Source organism: Hymenobacter sediminicola, from assembly GCF_014250515.1.
GTDB lineage: Bacteria > Bacteroidota > Bacteroidia > Cytophagales > Hymenobacteraceae > Hymenobacter > Hymenobacter sediminicola.
The window spans coordinates 2,433,883-2,449,523 of the sequence record NZ_CP060202.1; the positions used below are offsets into that span (position 1 = coordinate 2,433,883).

General features: G+C 58.7%; 12 protein-coding genes. 5 read left to right on the forward strand and 7 right to left on the reverse strand.

Going from position 1 to position 15,641, the window contains the following annotated elements:
- Positions 1–24 precede the first annotated feature (24 nt).
- The 4 genes from H4317_RS10325 to H4317_RS10340 all read right to left on the reverse strand — a co-directional run bounded on the left by H4317_RS10325 (position 25) and on the right by H4317_RS10340 (position 4,818).
- Positions 25–1,548 carry an MFS transporter gene (locus H4317_RS10325; RefSeq protein WP_185886402.1) on the reverse strand — a complete coding sequence of 508 codons (1,524 nt, stop codon included), beginning with the start codon at positions 1,546–1,548 and terminating at the stop codon, positions 25–27.
- Positions 1,549–1,596: 48 nt separating this feature from the next.
- Entirely contained in the window at positions 1,597–3,138 is a 1,542-nt protein-coding gene (locus H4317_RS10330; protein ID WP_260625622.1) for a hypothetical protein, read from the reverse strand.
- 142 nt (positions 3,139–3,280) lie between these two features.
- Positions 3,281–3,703, reverse strand: a complete 423-nt coding sequence (locus H4317_RS10335) for an IS1/IS1595 family N-terminal zinc-binding domain-containing protein (RefSeq protein WP_185886403.1) — start codon at positions 3,701–3,703, stop codon at positions 3,281–3,283.
- Between the two features lie 197 nt (positions 3,704–3,900).
- The gene (locus H4317_RS10340; RefSeq protein WP_185886404.1) at positions 3,901–4,818 is read right to left on the reverse strand and encodes a M28 family peptidase; all 918 of its coding nucleotides are present in this window, start codon (positions 4,816–4,818) and stop codon (positions 3,901–3,903) included.
- 123 nt (positions 4,819–4,941) lie between these two features.
- Between H4317_RS10340 and H4317_RS10345 the strand changes: the two genes are divergently transcribed.
- The gene (locus H4317_RS10345; protein WP_185886405.1) at positions 4,942–7,029 is read left to right on the forward strand and encodes a tetratricopeptide repeat protein; all 2,088 of its coding nucleotides are present in this window, start codon (positions 4,942–4,944) and stop codon (positions 7,027–7,029) included.
- A 69-nt stretch (positions 7,030–7,098) separates the two neighbouring features.
- Positions 7,099–8,019, forward strand: coding sequence for a flavin reductase family protein (locus H4317_RS10350; RefSeq protein WP_185886406.1), 921 nt, complete (start codon positions 7,099–7,101; stop codon positions 8,017–8,019).
- On the opposite strand, the gene H4317_RS10355 is transcribed toward H4317_RS10350, so the two are convergent.
- The 3 genes from H4317_RS10355 to tsaE all read right to left on the reverse strand — a co-directional run bounded on the left by H4317_RS10355 (position 8,016) and on the right by tsaE (position 10,691).
- A complete protein-coding gene (locus H4317_RS10355) occupies positions 8,016–8,861 on the reverse strand; it encodes a GNAT family N-acetyltransferase (RefSeq protein WP_185886407.1) in 846 nt (281 codons plus the stop codon). The two genes, H4317_RS10350 and H4317_RS10355, sit on opposite strands and share 4 nt — an antisense overlap.
- A gap of 87 nt (positions 8,862–8,948) precedes the next feature.
- Positions 8,949–10,175, reverse strand: a complete 1,227-nt coding sequence (locus H4317_RS10360; protein WP_185886408.1) for an alanine dehydrogenase — start codon at positions 10,173–10,175, stop codon at positions 8,949–8,951.
- A gap of 90 nt (positions 10,176–10,265) precedes the next feature.
- Complete coding sequence (tsaE, locus tag H4317_RS10365) at positions 10,266–10,691, reverse strand: tRNA (adenosine(37)-N6)-threonylcarbamoyltransferase complex ATPase subunit type 1 TsaE (RefSeq protein WP_185886409.1); 426 nt, start codon at positions 10,689–10,691, stop codon at positions 10,266–10,268.
- 110 nt (positions 10,692–10,801) lie between these two features.
- Between tsaE and H4317_RS10370 the strand changes: the two genes are divergently transcribed.
- The 3 genes from H4317_RS10370 to H4317_RS10380 all read left to right on the forward strand — a co-directional run bounded on the left by H4317_RS10370 (position 10,802) and on the right by H4317_RS10380 (position 15,464).
- Positions 10,802–12,058, forward strand: coding sequence for a pyridoxal phosphate-dependent aminotransferase (locus H4317_RS10370; protein ID WP_185886410.1), 1,257 nt, complete (start codon positions 10,802–10,804; stop codon positions 12,056–12,058).
- Positions 12,059–12,369: 311 nt separating this feature from the next.
- Positions 12,370–14,826, forward strand: coding sequence for an outer membrane beta-barrel protein (locus tag H4317_RS10375; RefSeq protein ID WP_185886411.1), 2,457 nt, complete (start codon positions 12,370–12,372; stop codon positions 14,824–14,826).
- Positions 14,827–15,023: 197 nt separating this feature from the next.
- Complete coding sequence (locus tag H4317_RS10380) at positions 15,024–15,464, forward strand: MarR family winged helix-turn-helix transcriptional regulator (protein ID WP_185886412.1); 441 nt, start codon at positions 15,024–15,026, stop codon at positions 15,462–15,464.
- The last annotated feature ends 177 nt before the right edge of the window (positions 15,465–15,641 follow it).

Below are 15,641 nucleotides of genomic sequence, written 5' to 3' on the forward strand. Positions count from 1 at the left end.
CTTTATTCGAATGCAGCCCACAGGCTATTTCGCGTCGCCGGCAGTTTCGTCCATCAGCTTTACGTTGCGCACATCCTTCATCAGCGCCTGCCCGATAAACCAGCAGATCAGGGCAATGCCCACCGGATACACGAGGCCAGCCAGGGTGCTGTGCTCCTTAATAAACGGCGTATCGGAGGCAGCAGCGCGCAGCGTGAGGGCTGTGGCAATCAGCGGCACGAAGCCCCCAAACACACCGTTGCCGATGTGGTAGGGCAACGACAGGGAGGTGTAGCGCACTTTGGTCGGGAACAGCTCTACCAAGTAGGCCGCAATTGGGCCGTAAGCCATGGTCACGAAGAGCACGAGGCAGAACACGAGGGCCGTCATGGCCGGCAGATTAGGGTCCAGGGCCTTCATTACGGCCGGAATGGCTTTGCCGGTAGCATCGACGGTGGCGGCTGTTACTTCTGTGATGGGGCCAGCAAACTGCTTGAGGCCGTAGAAAATGGGGAACGTAAACAGCGCCCCGCAGAGCAGGCCCATCATGATAATTTTCTTGCGGCCAATCCGGTCTGACAGCGAGCCGAAATACACAAAGAACGGCGTGGCCAGCACCAGCGCAATACAGAGAACCAAGCTGGCATCTACCAGGTCCAGCTTGAGCGTGTTCTGCATGAATGAGTAGGCATAGAACTGGCCGGTGTACCACACCACGCCCTGGCCCATAGTAGCGCCGAACAGCGAAATCAATACCAGACGGCGGTTTACGGGATTCACAAATGACTCACGCAGCGGGTTGGCGCTGGTTTTGCCCTCCGACTTAGCCTTGGCAAACAGCGGTGACTCGTGCAGCTTGCGGCGGATGTAGTAAGAGGCAATTACCAGCAGACCCGAGAGCAGAAACGGAATGCGCCAGCCCCACTCCTTGAAGGCTACTTCGCCCATGGTTTTGCGCGTGATGATAATCACGAGGATGCTCAGCAGCAGGCCGGCCGTCGCCGTAATCTGGATGAAGCTGGTGTAGTAGCCCCGCTTGTTGTCCGGAGAGTGCTCTGCCACATAGGTAGTTGCTCCGCCGTATTCGCCGCCCAGCGCCAGGCCCTGCAGCAGGCGCAGAATGGTCACGATAACCGGGGCGGCAATACCAATCTTGTCGTAGCTCGGAATCAGGCCCGTCACGAACGTGGCGCCGCCCATAATAAGCAGTGTGAGCAGAAACGTGTACTTGCGCCCGATCATGTCGCCGATGCGCCCGAAGAACAGCGCCCCGAACGGCCGCACCACGAAACCGGCCCCGAACACGGCCAGCGTCCCGAGAATGGTGTCTTCAATCTTGCCCGTAGACCCGAACAACACCGGACCGATGATGGCCGCCAGGGACCCGAAAATATAGAAGTCGTACCATTCGATGACGGTTCCGACGGAGGAGGCGGTAATTACCTGCCAGATCTTACTGGTCGAAACCGCGTTGTTGTCGTGCGCAATGGCATCGTCGGCACCGCCGCCGGCCAAGGGCGTGGCTCCGGCATAGGCGGCAGCGTCGCGCTGAGGGAGGTTGTCTTTCATGACTGATTGGTGGGAGTGTTAGAATAGGGTTGAAAGGCAGCTTTGCGGCTAGAGGGCCACCTGCGTCTGCAGCGTGATTTCCGGCTTGTAGTCCAAGTTGTTTATGTCCGTGAAATCGGGCCGGGCGCGGTAGTTGAGCGTGAATTTGGCGTTGTGCCCATCGATGTAGAAGTTGGCCCCGGCATCGAAAATATTCACGTTCTTCTGCTCTCCGTCGCTGGTGCGCAGGCCTTCGTAGCCGGCCAGCAGGTGCGAGGCGTAGGGCTGCACGCGCAGCTTGGGGCCCAGCAGATTTTTGGGTAGCAGGAAACCGGCTTGCACATAGCCTACGTTGCCGGTACCGGAGTGCGGCACAGCATTGCCACGGCGGGCATCGGTGCCGTAGCCAGGGTTCGAGGCCCCAATGAAGCGGGTATGGTTGGGGCCCATATTGTAGTTGTAGTACACGGCATATGCCGTGAAGGCCGTGCCCGACTCCTTGTTGATGGGCGTATCAAAAAACACATCGGCCGAGAACAGGGCAATATCGTGCTTGGTGGTGCCCACGGTGTTTAGTGAACCTAGGCCTGCAGCGGTGGCCGCGTCGATGGCGGCGGCATCCAGCACGCTGCCTGCCGAGCGGGAGTACATGCCGTCTTTGTTGTAGAAGAAACCAGCCCCGATATTGAACACCCGCTTGGCTCCCAGGTATGTGCCCACGTTGAAGGGCAGCAGGTTGGCTTCCTGCTCCAGAAACTCATAGCTGAAATAGCCCTGGTACACGTGGTTGGTGCCCTGCGGATTATACTGCGCCGTGTTGGAGCCAGTATTTACGCGTGCCGCGCCGGTGCCGGTGGTCGTGCCCAGGCCCAAGGGCGTGCTGAACGCCCCCGTTTGGTTAGTCAGGAATGATTCGTTGACCGACAGCACGTAATCGAGCTTACCAACGCGGCCTTTGCCGTATACGCCAATACCGCGCACAAACTGGTCAATTGCTTCAATGACAGGCCAGTTAGTCAGCGGCGCATCCAGCGTGAGGTAGTTGATGGTGCTCGAGCGTGTCATTCGGGACAGACCGTTCTGGTAGTGCATCCCCGCCCCCAGGTTCAGGTACTTATTGACCTTATACTCCACCACGGCCTCGTGCACGAACAGTTGCGGCTTTTTACCATCAACAGTTGGAGCAAAACCGCCGCTTACTGCCGTCTGGTTATTGATACCGAGGTGGGTGTACACCAGAAACCGGGGATTCAGCTGCGAAAGAACAATCAGGCGGGAACGGCGCAAGGCGAAATCAACCTGGTCGGACTGCGGCTTGCCAGGCGCGCGCAGCGTGCCGGTGTTATTCTCGGTGTAGCGGGCCCATACCTGATGCCAGGTAATGAAGCGAATGTACTTCGAGCCGTCGGGCGAGATGTTCACCTTCATGCCCGGCCCATAAGGAGCCGATTCTGTGGGCGGCGGCGGGGTGGCAGCCACCACCGGAGCCGGGGCAGCAGGAGCCGGGGCAGGTGGAGTGCTGGCAGGCGGCGGAACCGGCGTGACCTGAGCCGAGGCGCCAGCCGCTGACATAAGCGCGCTCAGTGCCAGCGCATAACGGGCGTTTTGCATGGACGTGGTGGGAATAGTGGTGAGGGGAAGGTCGGCGCAAACAGCCCGCTGGCACACAGCCTCCGGACTACACCGCCAAGTAGAAGAATCCCACTGTAGAAGTCACTATTCTGCTATACTTCTGCTAACTCCTATAGTTTTGCTACCCCTGCCGGAACCGTTCCCAGCGAATCATCATGTATTTGTCGCCCAGCTCGGTCACCATCATGCCGGCTCCTTTCAGGTTTTCCGCCTTCGCAAAAAAATCGGCCAGCTCTTTCTGATTAAGTATTTTATAGGTCGGATGATACTCTGTCTGTCGGGGAGCCTTCACGCCATATTTCTTCACCCAGTTCATCACCGACACATGGCTCACGCCCAGCAGCCGCTCAATCTCGCGGTAGCTCACGCCCTCCACATACAGTTGCAGTGCTTTGATGACATAGTACGGATTGGTTTCCTTTCCCGTCTTGGCTACCGAGTAATGGTAACTGCAGTTCTTGCACTTATATCGCTGCCTGCCGCCCACAATGCCGCTTTTGGTAGCTTCTTTCGATTCGCACTTCGGGCAGCTGATCTGGGCCATATGGGTGGTGAGTAAGTCCTTACTATGAAGCTATATTATTTTAGTAAATATATACCTATTTAGCAAGTATTGCTGGATTGATGGTACTTTATCTTGTCCACTCGCCAAACCACACCGCTCATACACGCCTACTGACGGCAACTTCTAACTAATGGTTCAGACCGGCTGGGTGTGGGTTGGCCAAGCTGATTCAGGGCTTACATAGCTAGCACAGTCACCAGCACGGCATCTACAGCTAGGCCCAGGCGGCGCATGTCCAGGCGGCCCAGCGTGTCGGTGGGCTCGTGGTAGTGCTTATTGCGGTAGAAGGCCGTGTCGGTAAGCAGCACGGCGGAGTAGTCGAACTGCCAGTAGTTGAGGTGGTCGGAGAAGTCGATGCCAGGCAGCCAAGCCGGCGCTTTAAAACGCTTTACGGGCAGAGCTGCTGCACCTTTGTAGCGCCGCGCAAACTGCCGCCCGAACTGACCGTTACCGAATTTCTGCGCTACGGTTACGTAGTTGCCGCGGCTGCCATAAATCCATTTCAGCGGGCCCAGCGGATAGTCTTGGCTGCCTTTCCGGTCGTCGTAGTAGCCCAGCATTTCCAGCGCCACCATACCACGCACTGGCACGCCGGCATCGTGCATAGACTTGGCGTGCACGTAGCTGCCCATTTGCCGGGTCCGGAAAAACGGCGGCTCCTCCAGCGTGTATGCCACCAGATCAATGCGGTAGGGCAGTTGAGGTTGCTGGCCCAACAGCCGCGCCAGCTCCAGTAGCGCCGCTACACCAGTGCCATTGTCGTCGGCACCGGGCTGCTCGCCGCACACATCATAATGGGCCCCAATAATCAGCCGCGGACCGGTTTCGGGACCAAAACTGCCGAGTATGTTGCGGTAGGTATTGCCCCGCACCTCGTAGGGTTGCTCAGCAGGACGGGCACCGGCGGCACGCAGTTCTGCTTTGATATAGTCGGCGGCCTGATTGAGGCTGGCCAGATGCTGGTAGTTGCGCGGCTCGGGCGTGGTAATGAGAGCCAGCAGGTGGCGGCGCAGACGGGTAGTATCGGCAGTAGGCTGAGCGGCAGCAAATACTCCGCTTAACAGCAACAGTAACAGCAGAGTGATACGCGGCATAAATAACAGAAGCAACTGGTAGCAGGAAAGACGCCGGGAAGATACTGAAGCCACGCCGGCTGTATTGCTCCAAACGAATACAACAGCGCTTGGCGCATGCGGCCAACCTGTTTAACTTCACGCATGATTGTACGCTTTCCGGTGGTGGTGCTCTTGTTTTTGCTGCTGATGGCTAGCCGGGTTTTCGCCCAAAGCCCGCAGACGCCCCTACTGCGTGGAACTCTGGCACAGGCAACCTCCGATACCAGCCGAGTCTTGCTACTTGCCAACCTGAGTGCCTCCTACCGCTATTCCCGCTTCGACTCGGTGCGCTACTACGCGTTGCGGGGGCTGCGGCTGGCACGGCGTATCGGCTATGCCAAGGGCGAAGGCCGGTGCCTTTCGCGCATCGGGATTCTGATGAGCGAGCGGGGCAATCTGCCGGCGGCACTTCGCATCAACCTGCAGGCGCTACAACTCAACGAAGACAGCCACGATGCCGAAGGCACGGCCCGGACCCTCAACCAGACTGGCCTGCTCTACTACGCCCTGGATGATTTCCGGCCGTCTTTAGGGTACTACTTTCGGGCGCTGCGACTATACGAGCAAGGCGGCATTGAGGACGATTCACAGTTGATCAGCGTGCTAACCAACATTGGAGCCAGCTACGAAGGTCTTCGGCAACTGGACTCCGCATCACACTTTCTAAACCGCGCGTATGCCCTTGCTGCGGCGCCTCGTAAGCAGGACTGGAGCTGCTGGGGCAACCCGCTGCCGTATGTGCTACGGGAGCTAGGACTGCTGCAGGCTTCGCAGGGCCGGGTGGCAGAAGCCGTGCGCTACTATCATAGCAGTGCCCGCGCCGCTGCCACGGAGAACGACAAACGCAGTGGCTGCCGGGCCTATCAGTATCTGGCCGAACTCTACCATACCAATCAACAGCCTGACTCCAGCCATTTCTACGCCCGCAAGGCTCTGGTCCTGGGCCAGACCCTGCCGTTCATACTGGGGGTGCTGCATACCAGCCGGCTGCTTTCCGAGTCGTTTGAGAAACGCGGGCAGCACGACAGCACGCTGAAATACCTGCGCATTATGCTCACGGCACAGGATAGCCTCTACAATCCGCAGCGCATTAAGCAGCTCGACGCCATTGGCTTTGCCGAACAGCAGCGGCTGCGGCAGTTGGAAGATGAAAATACGCGCTTCACAGCCGATGTCCGCACGTATGTGTTGTGGGGCTCACTCGGGGCGCTGCTGCTGCTGGCGCTGCTGCTGGCTCGCCACATTCGGCAGCAGAAACGGGCCAATCAGCAACTACAAAGCCTCAATGATCAGATTGGCCAACAGAAACGAGAGCTGACCCAGCAGCGCGACCGGCTGGCCCAGATGCTGCAGGAACTGCGGGCGGCCCAGGGCCAGCTGCTGCTACGCGAGAAAATGGCTTCTCTCGGCGAGTTGATGGCTGGGGTGGCGCATGAGATTCAGAACCCGATGAACAGCGTCAAGAACTTCGCTGCCATCAGCGTAAATCTGTGTCAGGAGATTCGGGAGGAACTGGCAAAGGTGCTGCTGCCCATCGACGACCAGCAAATCATTGATGATATGTTCCAGAATCTGAGCCAGTATCAGGCCCATATCGTGAAGCACAGCCAGCGGGCCGAAGGCATTGTGGAAGGCATGCTCGAATATTCTAGCAGCAGCCCTGCCCAGCGCCAACTCACCGACCTCAGCATGCTGGCCAACGAGTACATGCGGCTTACCTACCAGGATCTGCGCCTCAAAAACCGGCGCTTCAATGCCGCCCTCCTGCCCCATTTTGCTTCCAATCTACCGGAAGTGCCCATTGTGCGGCAGGACATCGGGCGGGCACTGGTCAGTCTTTTCACCACAGCTTTCTATGCCGTACAGCAGCGCCAGCGCCTGGGCGAGGAAGATTACGTTCCGCAAGTGAGCCTGACCACAAAGCTGGCGGGCGAGTATGTCGAAATCAGGATTCGTGACAACGGGTCCGGCATTTCGGAGGCTGTGCAGGCCAGCATCTTTCAGCGTTTTTTCACCACAAAGCCCGTCAGCGAAAGTTCTACCCTGGGCCTAGCCGTCAGCTACGACATCATCACGCGCGGGCATGGCGGCACTCTCCGCGTGGAAAGCCAGGAAGGTGTGTTCACGGAGTTTATTGTGCAGCTTCCGGTGCAAGGCAAACCCGCAGTGCCCGCCGAATGGGTGCTCTGAGCGGTGCTTCGGTTCCGCTGCAATGCTCCCTTACCTTTGCCGGCTCATTGTCCCATCCATTCCCACCATATGTCCTTCCGCACCATCACGCCCGGCACGCTGCCCGGCCCCGAGTGGCACCAGTTCCTACTGGGTGCCGTGGCGCCGCGCCCCATTGCTTTCGTCAGCACTATTTCGGCTGATGGCGAGGTGAACCTGAGCCCGTTTTCGTTCTTTAACGTCTTCAGCTCCAACCCGTCCACACTTATCTTCTCGCCTGCCAACCGCGTCCGTGACAACACCCAGAAGCACACGCTTTTCAACGTGCGTGAAGTGGCCGAATGCGTGGTTAATATCTGCGACTACGCGGTGGTGGAGCAGATGTCGTTGGCCAGCACCGAGTATGAGCGGGGCGTGAATGAGTTTGTGAAAGCCGGCCTCACGGAGCTGCCGTCTGACAAAGTGCGCCCGCCCCGTGTGGCGGAGTGTCCGGTGTCGCTGGAGTGCGTGGTGGAGCAGATTATTGCCATCGGCGACTCCAACGGCGGCGGCAACCTCGTAATTTGCCGGGTGGTGCAGGCCCACTTCCGCCAGGACATTTTGCTGGCCGATGGTGCCGGCATCGACCCGCATAAGTTCGATGCTGTGGCCCGCCTCGCCGGCGACTGGTACAGCCGCGTGGTGCCCGAAAGCCTGTTCATTGTGCCCAAACCTAACCGCAACAAGGGCATCGGCATTGACCAGCTCCCGGAGCATATCCGCACCTCCGACCTGCTCACCGGCAACAACCTGGGCCGCCTCGCCAACATCGAGCAGCAGGCCCTACCCACTCCCGAGCAGGTGCAGGCGTTCCGGCAGGACCCATTAGTGAGCTACACGCTCAGCAAACACGCCGCCGACCCAGCAGCACAACGCCACGAGCTGGTGGTGCTAGGGAAGAAAATTCTGGAAGAAGGCCGCCTGCTGGACGCCTGGAAAACGCTGCTGCTGGCCACGCCCTCTGCAGGCTAGCCTAGGGGCCGCACCATTTCGTAGAGCGACAAGGGCTGCTGTTCCCATCCCGCAGCCTGCAATACTGCGCGCACCGCCCCCTCCGGCACCAACGATGCTACCAGCGGCACGCCTGGAAATTCGGCCTCTAGCGCCTGCAGCATGCGCGTAGCCCACCCTTGGCGACGTAGGGCACGCGGCACTACCAACGTCAGTAGCAGGCTGCGCTCAGCTTCCGGCCGCACCACAGCGTAGGCGCTGTGAGCCAAATGGAAAGCCCGCGCAGGTGGCGCCGCAGCCGCAAGAGTCTCGCCCGAGAACATCCAAGGCAAGTCCGGTTCTCCCTCTGTTGTTACCAGCCGCGCAACCGTTAGCGGGTCCAGTTCGCTAAGGGCAGTCATGTTGGACATTGGGGCTGGCATACGCCTAAAGCTGAGCAAGTGGCGGGTATTGCGGAAGCCCAGCCGCTCGTAGAGGCGCCGAGCCGGCTCGTTTTCAGTGAAGACTTCGAGCAGCATTTCCCGGTCACCGCGCATCGTGGCCTCTTCTATGGCGGTTTGCAGCATGGTCCGGCCATAGCCTTGGCTACGCGCTTCCTTCACTAGCCCCATACCAGCTACCCGGCAGGTCCAGCCGCGCCGGGCTAGGTATACCACTCCTATCAGTTGGTCGCCCTTAAACCAGAGCCGGCTGGCAGCGGGGTCAAGATGCTCGCTCCGGAAGCGCCGCTCAAAGCTGGCGGCATCAAAGTTGAAGGGCACGAAGTACTCTTCAAACGACCGGTTCATTGCCTGAGCAAGCTCCTGCGAAGTAAACTTCAGTACCGGCCGGGCTATCAGTTCGGCTTCTGTTTGGCTGTTCATGTGCTGCAGAATTTCTCCCGCCTTCCGGACGACGTGTGTGAGGTGGACTTCTGACTATTGTGCCCTCCGCCTGTACGAAACCATCTGTCAGTTACGCACGGCAATCATCAGCCCCAGTTCCTTATAGCGCATGTTGAAGCGCTTGGCAATGGTGGCGTTGGTGAGGGAGCCTTTGTAGATGTAGACGCCGCTACGGAAATGCTCATTCGTGAACAGCACCTCATTGATGCCGCCGTGCTGGCTAATTTCCTGCAGAATAGGCGTGAAGATATTACTCAGGGCATTGGTGGCAGTACGCGGCACGCGGCTGGCAATGTTGGGCACGCAGTAGTGAATCACGTCGTACTTGCGGAAGACGGGCTTGCTGTGGCTGGTCATCTCGCTCGTCTCGAAGCAGCCACCCTGGTCAATGCTCACATCGATGATGACGGAGCCGGGCGCCATGCTGGAAACCATGCTTTCGGGCACCATAAACGGCACCCGGCCGTCCTCGGCGTTCAGGGCCCCAATCACCACATCGGCACGCCGGATCTGCTGGCTCAAGGCAAACGTATCGAGAGTACTGGTGTAAAGCTGCGTACCTAGATTTTGCTTGAGGCGACGCAGTTTATACAAGTGATTATCAAACACTTTTACCTCAGCCCCTAGTCCGGTAGCAGCGCGGGCAGCGTACTCGGCTACTGTGCCTGCACCCAGAATCACGACCTGTGACGGAGGCACGCCCGTGATACCGCCCAAGATGATGCCTTTGCCTTCGTTGGAGCGCGCCAAGTATTCGGCCGCAATCAGCATGACGGTGGAGCCGGCTATTTCGCTCATGGCCCGCACCACCGGCCGCGCTCCGCTCGGGTCCTTAATCAGCTCGAAGCTGATGGCGCTGATTTTCTTGCGCGTGAGGGCCGTAACGTACTCGGAGGTGAGCGTACCAAACTGCAGCGCCGATATCAGCGTCTGATTGGAGCGCAGAAACTCGATTTCGTCGTGGGTGGGCGGCGCCACTTTCAGGATGAGGTCGGCTTCGTATACCTCTTTTTGCGAGTAAGCAATAGTGGCCCCGGCTTCGGAGTAGTCGTGGTCGGAGTACTTGCTGGGTTCACCGGCCCCGCTTTCCATCACAATTTCGTGTCCTTCTTCCACTAGATGCTTCACGGCTTCCGGCGTCAGGCAGATGCGGTTTTCCTGCAGCGAGGTTTCGCGGGGCAGCCCAATAAACAGCTTACGCTTCCGGGTTTCCACAGCCAGCATGGATTCCTGCGTGAAGTAGGCGCGGCTCGTGGCCAACGACTCAAATCCGGGTGGTACTGCTTCGGGCATCTCTGATAGGTATGAATTAGAAAGTAGTAGATCTGAAATTCAGCATTTTACAAACGAATTCTTTACAATTCGCTGCGTACATCTGATTCCTTATTTCTTAATTTCTAATTGAAGAGTGCGAGACTCTTCGCCGGTGACATGAAGGGTGATGAGCAGCCGCTCTGGTGGCAACAGCGCCTCAATGCGGCTGGGCCACTCTATCAGGCAAAGATAGCCGGAATCGAAGTACTCCAACGCCCCGATGCCTACTGCTTCGACGGGTTCGTTGAGGCGGTAGAAATCGAAGTGGTAAATGGGCTGGTTCTGCGCGTCGCGGTACTCGTTTACCAGCGCGAAAGTGGGGCTACTCACCTCATCCTGCACGCCCATACTCTGGCAGAGCGCCTTGATGAAGGTGGTTTTGCCGGCCCCCATTTCGCCTTCGAAACACACAATGGAGTGGCTCTGTAGTGCCTCAAGCACCTGGGCGGCCACGGCGGGCAGCGCCGCCAGCGTCGGAAGTTCAAAAGTCAGCATGGGCTGCAAGGTAGGCAGAGCGTTCAGCAAAATCCGCGCTACTGTGCACCTTGGGCCGTAGCATTTGCCGCTGCACCTCTTACTTTTGGCCGACCACAAACCCCTTCCTCATGCAAGTTTCGCGAATGGCCGGCAGCCTTATCGGCTCCGAAATCATCAAAATCGGCAATGAAGTCAACGACATGATCCGCAAGGGGGAGCAGATATGCAACCTCACCATCGGTGACTTCGACCCGGCTATTTTCCCCATTCCGACGGAGCTACAGCACGAAATTACGGCGGCGTATCAGGCCGGCCATACCAACTATCCGCCTGCCAACGGCATAGCTGCGCTCCGCGAAGCTGCCACCGCCTTCACAAAGGAGCGGCTGGGCCTGGCCTATTCCCCCAACGACGTGCTGGTGGCGGGTGGCTCCCGGCCTCTCATCTATGCCACGTACCTCGCCGTGGTAGACCCCGGCGACAAAGTAGTATTTCCGGTGCCCAGCTGGAACAACAACCACTACTGCCACCTCTCGGGTGCCGAGGCCGTGATGGTAGAAACCTCGCCCAAGAACAACTTCATGCCTACAGCCGCCGAGCTGGCTCCGCATTTGGCCGGCGCCACGCTGCTTGCCCTCTGCTCGCCGCTCAACCCCACGGGCACAGTATTCACCAAAGAAAACCTGGCGGCCATCTGCGACCTAGTAGTGGCGGAGAACCAGCGCCGCCAGCCCGGCGAAAAGCCTCTTTACCTGCTCTACGACCAGATTTACTGGATGCTCACCTTCGGCCAGACCGGACACTTCGACCCGGTAAACCTGCGCCCTGAGCTGCGCGACTATGTCATCTACATCGACGGCATCTCAAAATGTCTGGCTGCTACCGGCGTGCGAGTGGGCTATGCCTTCGGGCCGGCGGTGGTCATCGATAAGATGAAAGCCATTCTGGGCCACGTAGGAGCCTGGGCCCCGAAAGCCGAGCAGGTAGCCACAGCTAAGTTTCTACCGAATACGCCGGCTGTCGACGGTTTTGTGGACGAGTTCAAGGACAACATTCAACGTAGTCTCGACACCCTGCACCACGGTTTGCAGGAGCTAAAAGGCGCTGGCTACCCCGTCGACTCCATCGTGCCGATGGGCGCTATTTACCTCACGGCCAAGCTGGCTGTATTGGGCAAAACCACGGCGACCGGGCAGGTACTACGCACCACAAAGGAGCTGACCTCCTACCTCATCAGCGAAGCCCGGCTGGCGCTGGTGCCGTTCAGTGCCTTCGGGACTTCCGATACGGCTCCCTGGTTCCGGATGTCAGTGGGAGGCGCTTCGCTGGATTCTATTGAGGCAGCCCTGCCCCGGTTGCGGGCAGCGCTGGATGCGCTGAAATAGGTCGTCGTTCTGTTGTTACAGACTTCTTTCGAGCTACCTCGGTCCACTAGGGCCGGGGTAGTTTTGTTTGGGCTGTGTAGCTTCGGTTCCGGCGTGCTACTGGGCTGCCGGTTTTCCCAAAACCTGCGAGGCCAAATCGGTCTTTCTTTCTATCTTTCCTTCCACTACTCAAAAGCGGGCTTTGGTAAAGGCCCAAAACAGTTTAGTTAACCGCTCTATACTCTACCCGGCTTTGCTTCTTTCCAGCCCTGGAATTGCGAGGCCTCGCCACACGCCACCTATTGCACGCTCCACTTTTTTACCACCGGACTGTGCACACACGCTTTTCTACCAGCTTTCTGGGCTGGATATGGCACCTCTCAGTAGCGCTGCTTTTTTTGCCTCAGGTTTCTGCTGCCCAGATACCTGCTGCTCCAATTCCGGGAGTGGTGCGCTCAGCCGCAGGCCTTCCCCTGGACTACGCTACCATCATATTGCACCGTGCCACCGATTCCGTGGCCGTTAAGACCGAATTCAGCGACGCGGAAGGCAAGTTTCTGCTCACACCGCCTGTCGCGGGCCGCTACCTGTTGTCGGTGCTGCATATTGGCTACCGGCAAGCCTGGGTGGGGCCGCTGGAAACCAGTGCCGCCGTGGGCCAGGTGGTGGTCATCACGCTGACGCCCAGCGCGGCTCAGCAACTGCGCGGCGTGACCGTGACGGCGCAAAAACCGGCTTTTGAACGCCTACCCGACCGTACGATTGTGCATGTGGAAGGCAGCACGCTGGCCGCTGGCAACACAGTGCTGGATGTGCTGAGCCGGGCACCGGGCGTGACGGTTGGCGGCAACGACAACCTAAGCCTGCGCGGCAAGCAGGGCGTACTGGTGCTTATTGATGGCAAGCGGGTGCCCATGACCGGCGTGGAACTGGCCTCGATGCTGCGCGCCCTACCTGCCGAACAGGTGCGCACGATTGAGTTGATTACGAACCCTCCCGCCAAATACGACGCCCAGGGCGGCGCCGGCATTATTGCCATCAACCTCAAGAAGGACCAGCGCCTAGGCACCAATGGCAGCGTGAATGCCAGCTACGGCCGAGGCCACTACGGCAAGCACACTTCCGGCCTTTCCCTGAATCACCGTAGTGCCAGCCTCAACCTCTACGGCTCCTACGCCTACACAGACCGCCGCAACTTCCAGAACCTGACCTTCAACCGCCGCTATCTGCAGGACGGGCAGGTGCAAATCAGTAGTCAGCAGCTCAATGAGATGCGCAACCACCTGCAGTCGCACACTTGGAAGGCTGGGATGGAATACACTGCAAGCAAACGAACCACGCTGGGCGCCATGCTCAGCGGGCTGGCCAGCAACTCGCCGTGGGAAGGCACCAACGCATCGGAGTTCTTTAATGCACAAGGCGCATCTACTACCCGCTACAGTTCCTGGAACCTGCGCAACCTGCGCACGCCCAACATAGCCGGCAACCTCACGCTGCGCCACACCTTCCGCCCCGACTCGGTGGGCACGCCGGAGCTGACCGCCGACGCCGATATGGCCCGCTATGGCATCACGCGGCTACTGAATCTAGCTACCTCCTATACCTTACCAACCCGTACGCCAACCTCTCTTCTTGGCACACACGACGGCACACTTACCATTCAGTCGGTGAAGGCCGACTACGTGCGGCCGTTGCCGCGGGGCCTGCGCCTAGAAGCCGGCGCCAAGTCCAGCTGGGTGCAGTCAGACAACAGTGTGGTGTTCTACCGAACCGAAAACGGTGCTACGTACCTCGATACCAACCAGTCGAACGAGTTTCGCTACGATGAGAACATCAACGCGGCTTACCTGAGCCTGACCCGCCCCCGCCCCACCCTGACACTGACTGCCGGCCTGCGCGCCGAGCAGACCAACGCCACCGGCCGGCAAGTTATCGGCAACGAAAATTTCGACCGGCACTACTTCCAGCTATTCCCGAACCTGAGCCTGAGCCGGACGCTTTCGGAGAAGCATTCGGTGGGGTTTTCGCTGAGCCGCCGCCTCGACCGGCCCACTTACAACCAGCTCAACCCTTTCCGCTCTTTCGTGGATGCCACTTCTTACCGCGCCGGCAACCCGTATCTGTTGCCCCAAACCAATTACAGCGCCGAGCTGACTCATACCTGGCGCCAGAAATATACCACCGGCCTGAGCTACGCCCACGCCCGCCAGCCCATAGTAAGCGTGTATCTGGCGCAGCCCACCCTGCTGGTAGCCGCCACCGATGTAAACCTGCGCACCCGCCACTACTACGCCTTCACGCTTACGGCCCCGCTGGCGCCCACTAAATGGTGGCAGCTCTACGCCGATGCCGAGTTGTTCTTCATCTACTTCGAGGGCAACCTAGGCGACACAGCCCCACCCGCCGGCCAGCCGGGCGCTATTCTGAATGCCAACAGCACATTTACGCTGGGCAAGGGCTGGACCGCCGACCTCAATGGCAGCTACCATTCCCGGGAGCGGTATGCGTTTCAGGTAGTGAATGCCTTCGGGCAGGTGGGCATAGGCATCCAGAAAAGCCTTTTCGACGGCCGCGCCACACTGCGGGCCAATGCCACCGACCTGCTCTATACCGCCCCGGTGCAGGCCACCTCCCGCTACGTAGCCTTCGAGGAAACCTTCCGCTCCACGCAGGACACCCGCGTGGCTACCCTGGCCTTCACCTACCGGTTCGGCAGCAACGAGGTGGCACCGGCCCGCAAGCGCGCCACTGGCGCCGAGGACGAAAAGCGCCGCGCCATCAGTCAGTAACCTTCGAATTGCTGCCACTATATCCGGCGTCCGATGTATTGGGCGCCGGATTTTTTATTGGGTACTCCACAGCCATTAACCACGGATTACCAGACTGAGTCGGCAGAGTGCACAGCATCTCCAACATTTTTTACTCAGCAAAGCAACTTCAATGATATATCATACATCTATAGGATATCATTCCTGAAATTCCCTTTATGCTCTCCAGTGTCATCTTTTACTCGCTCGATAAGGCCATCCGGCAGTACCGGAAGCTGGCGCAAGCCAACATCGACCGGGCCGGTATTGCTATTACCATCGACCAGTGGCTGGTGCTACGCGTGATTCAGGAGCACGACGACCTCACCCAGGCCGACATTGCCGACCGGGTTTTCAAAGACCAGGCCTCGGTAGCGCGCATGATCAGTCTGCTGACCAAGCGCGGCCTGCTAGTGGCGGTGCCTCTGCCCTCCGATGGCCGCCGCAGCCAGCTCCGCGTGACCAAGGAAGGCGAGCAGGTACTGAGTGATGTGCAGCCAGTGGTGCTCAACAACCGCAGCTTAGCACTGAAGGGCCTCTCTGAAGACGACCTAACCCTATTGCGCAACATGCTGGAACGCATCTACCTGAATTGCAGCGCACGGGCCCCTACTTCCTAGTAGTTACTTCACTCTCTGTCAGCCTCAAGAATCACCTGTTGGTAGCACTTGATAAATAGTAAAAACAAAATTTGCTTCTACGAAAACATTCGTATATAATTGTACGAACAAATTCGTAGACACATCGAATTCTTCCTGCATCTGCTGACGAGCAGCGTAGGAAGTTCCATTCCAAGC

Coding starts and splice junctions, on each gene's coding strand:
- H4317_RS10335 (WP_185886403.1), bottom strand. CDS start 3,703: ATGGCCCAGATCAGCTGCCCGAAGTGCGAATCGAAAGAAGCTACCAAA.
- H4317_RS10325 (WP_185886402.1), bottom strand. CDS start 1,548: ATGAAAGACAACCTCCCTCAGCGCGACGCTGCCGCCTATGCCGGAGCC.
- H4317_RS10370 (WP_185886410.1), top strand. CDS start 10,802: ATGCAAGTTTCGCGAATGGCCGGCAGCCTTATCGGCTCCGAAATCATC.
- H4317_RS10330 (WP_260625622.1), bottom strand. CDS start 3,138: ATGCAAAACGCCCGTTATGCGCTGGCACTGAGCGCGCTTATGTCAGCG.
- H4317_RS10340 (WP_185886404.1), bottom strand. CDS start 4,818: ATGCCGCGTATCACTCTGCTGTTACTGTTGCTGTTAAGCGGAGTATTT.
- H4317_RS10360 (WP_185886408.1), bottom strand. CDS start 10,175: ATGCCCGAAGCAGTACCACCCGGATTTGAGTCGTTGGCCACGAGCCGC.
- H4317_RS10355 (WP_185886407.1), bottom strand. CDS start 8,861: ATGAACAGCCAAACAGAAGCCGAACTGATAGCCCGGCCGGTACTGAAG.
- H4317_RS10380 (WP_185886412.1), top strand. CDS start 15,024: ATGCTCTCCAGTGTCATCTTTTACTCGCTCGATAAGGCCATCCGGCAG.
- H4317_RS10345 (WP_185886405.1), top strand. CDS start 4,942: ATGATTGTACGCTTTCCGGTGGTGGTGCTCTTGTTTTTGCTGCTGATG.
- H4317_RS10350 (WP_185886406.1), top strand. CDS start 7,099: ATGTCCTTCCGCACCATCACGCCCGGCACGCTGCCCGGCCCCGAGTGG.
- tsaE (WP_185886409.1), bottom strand. CDS start 10,691: ATGCTGACTTTTGAACTTCCGACGCTGGCGGCGCTGCCCGCCGTGGCC.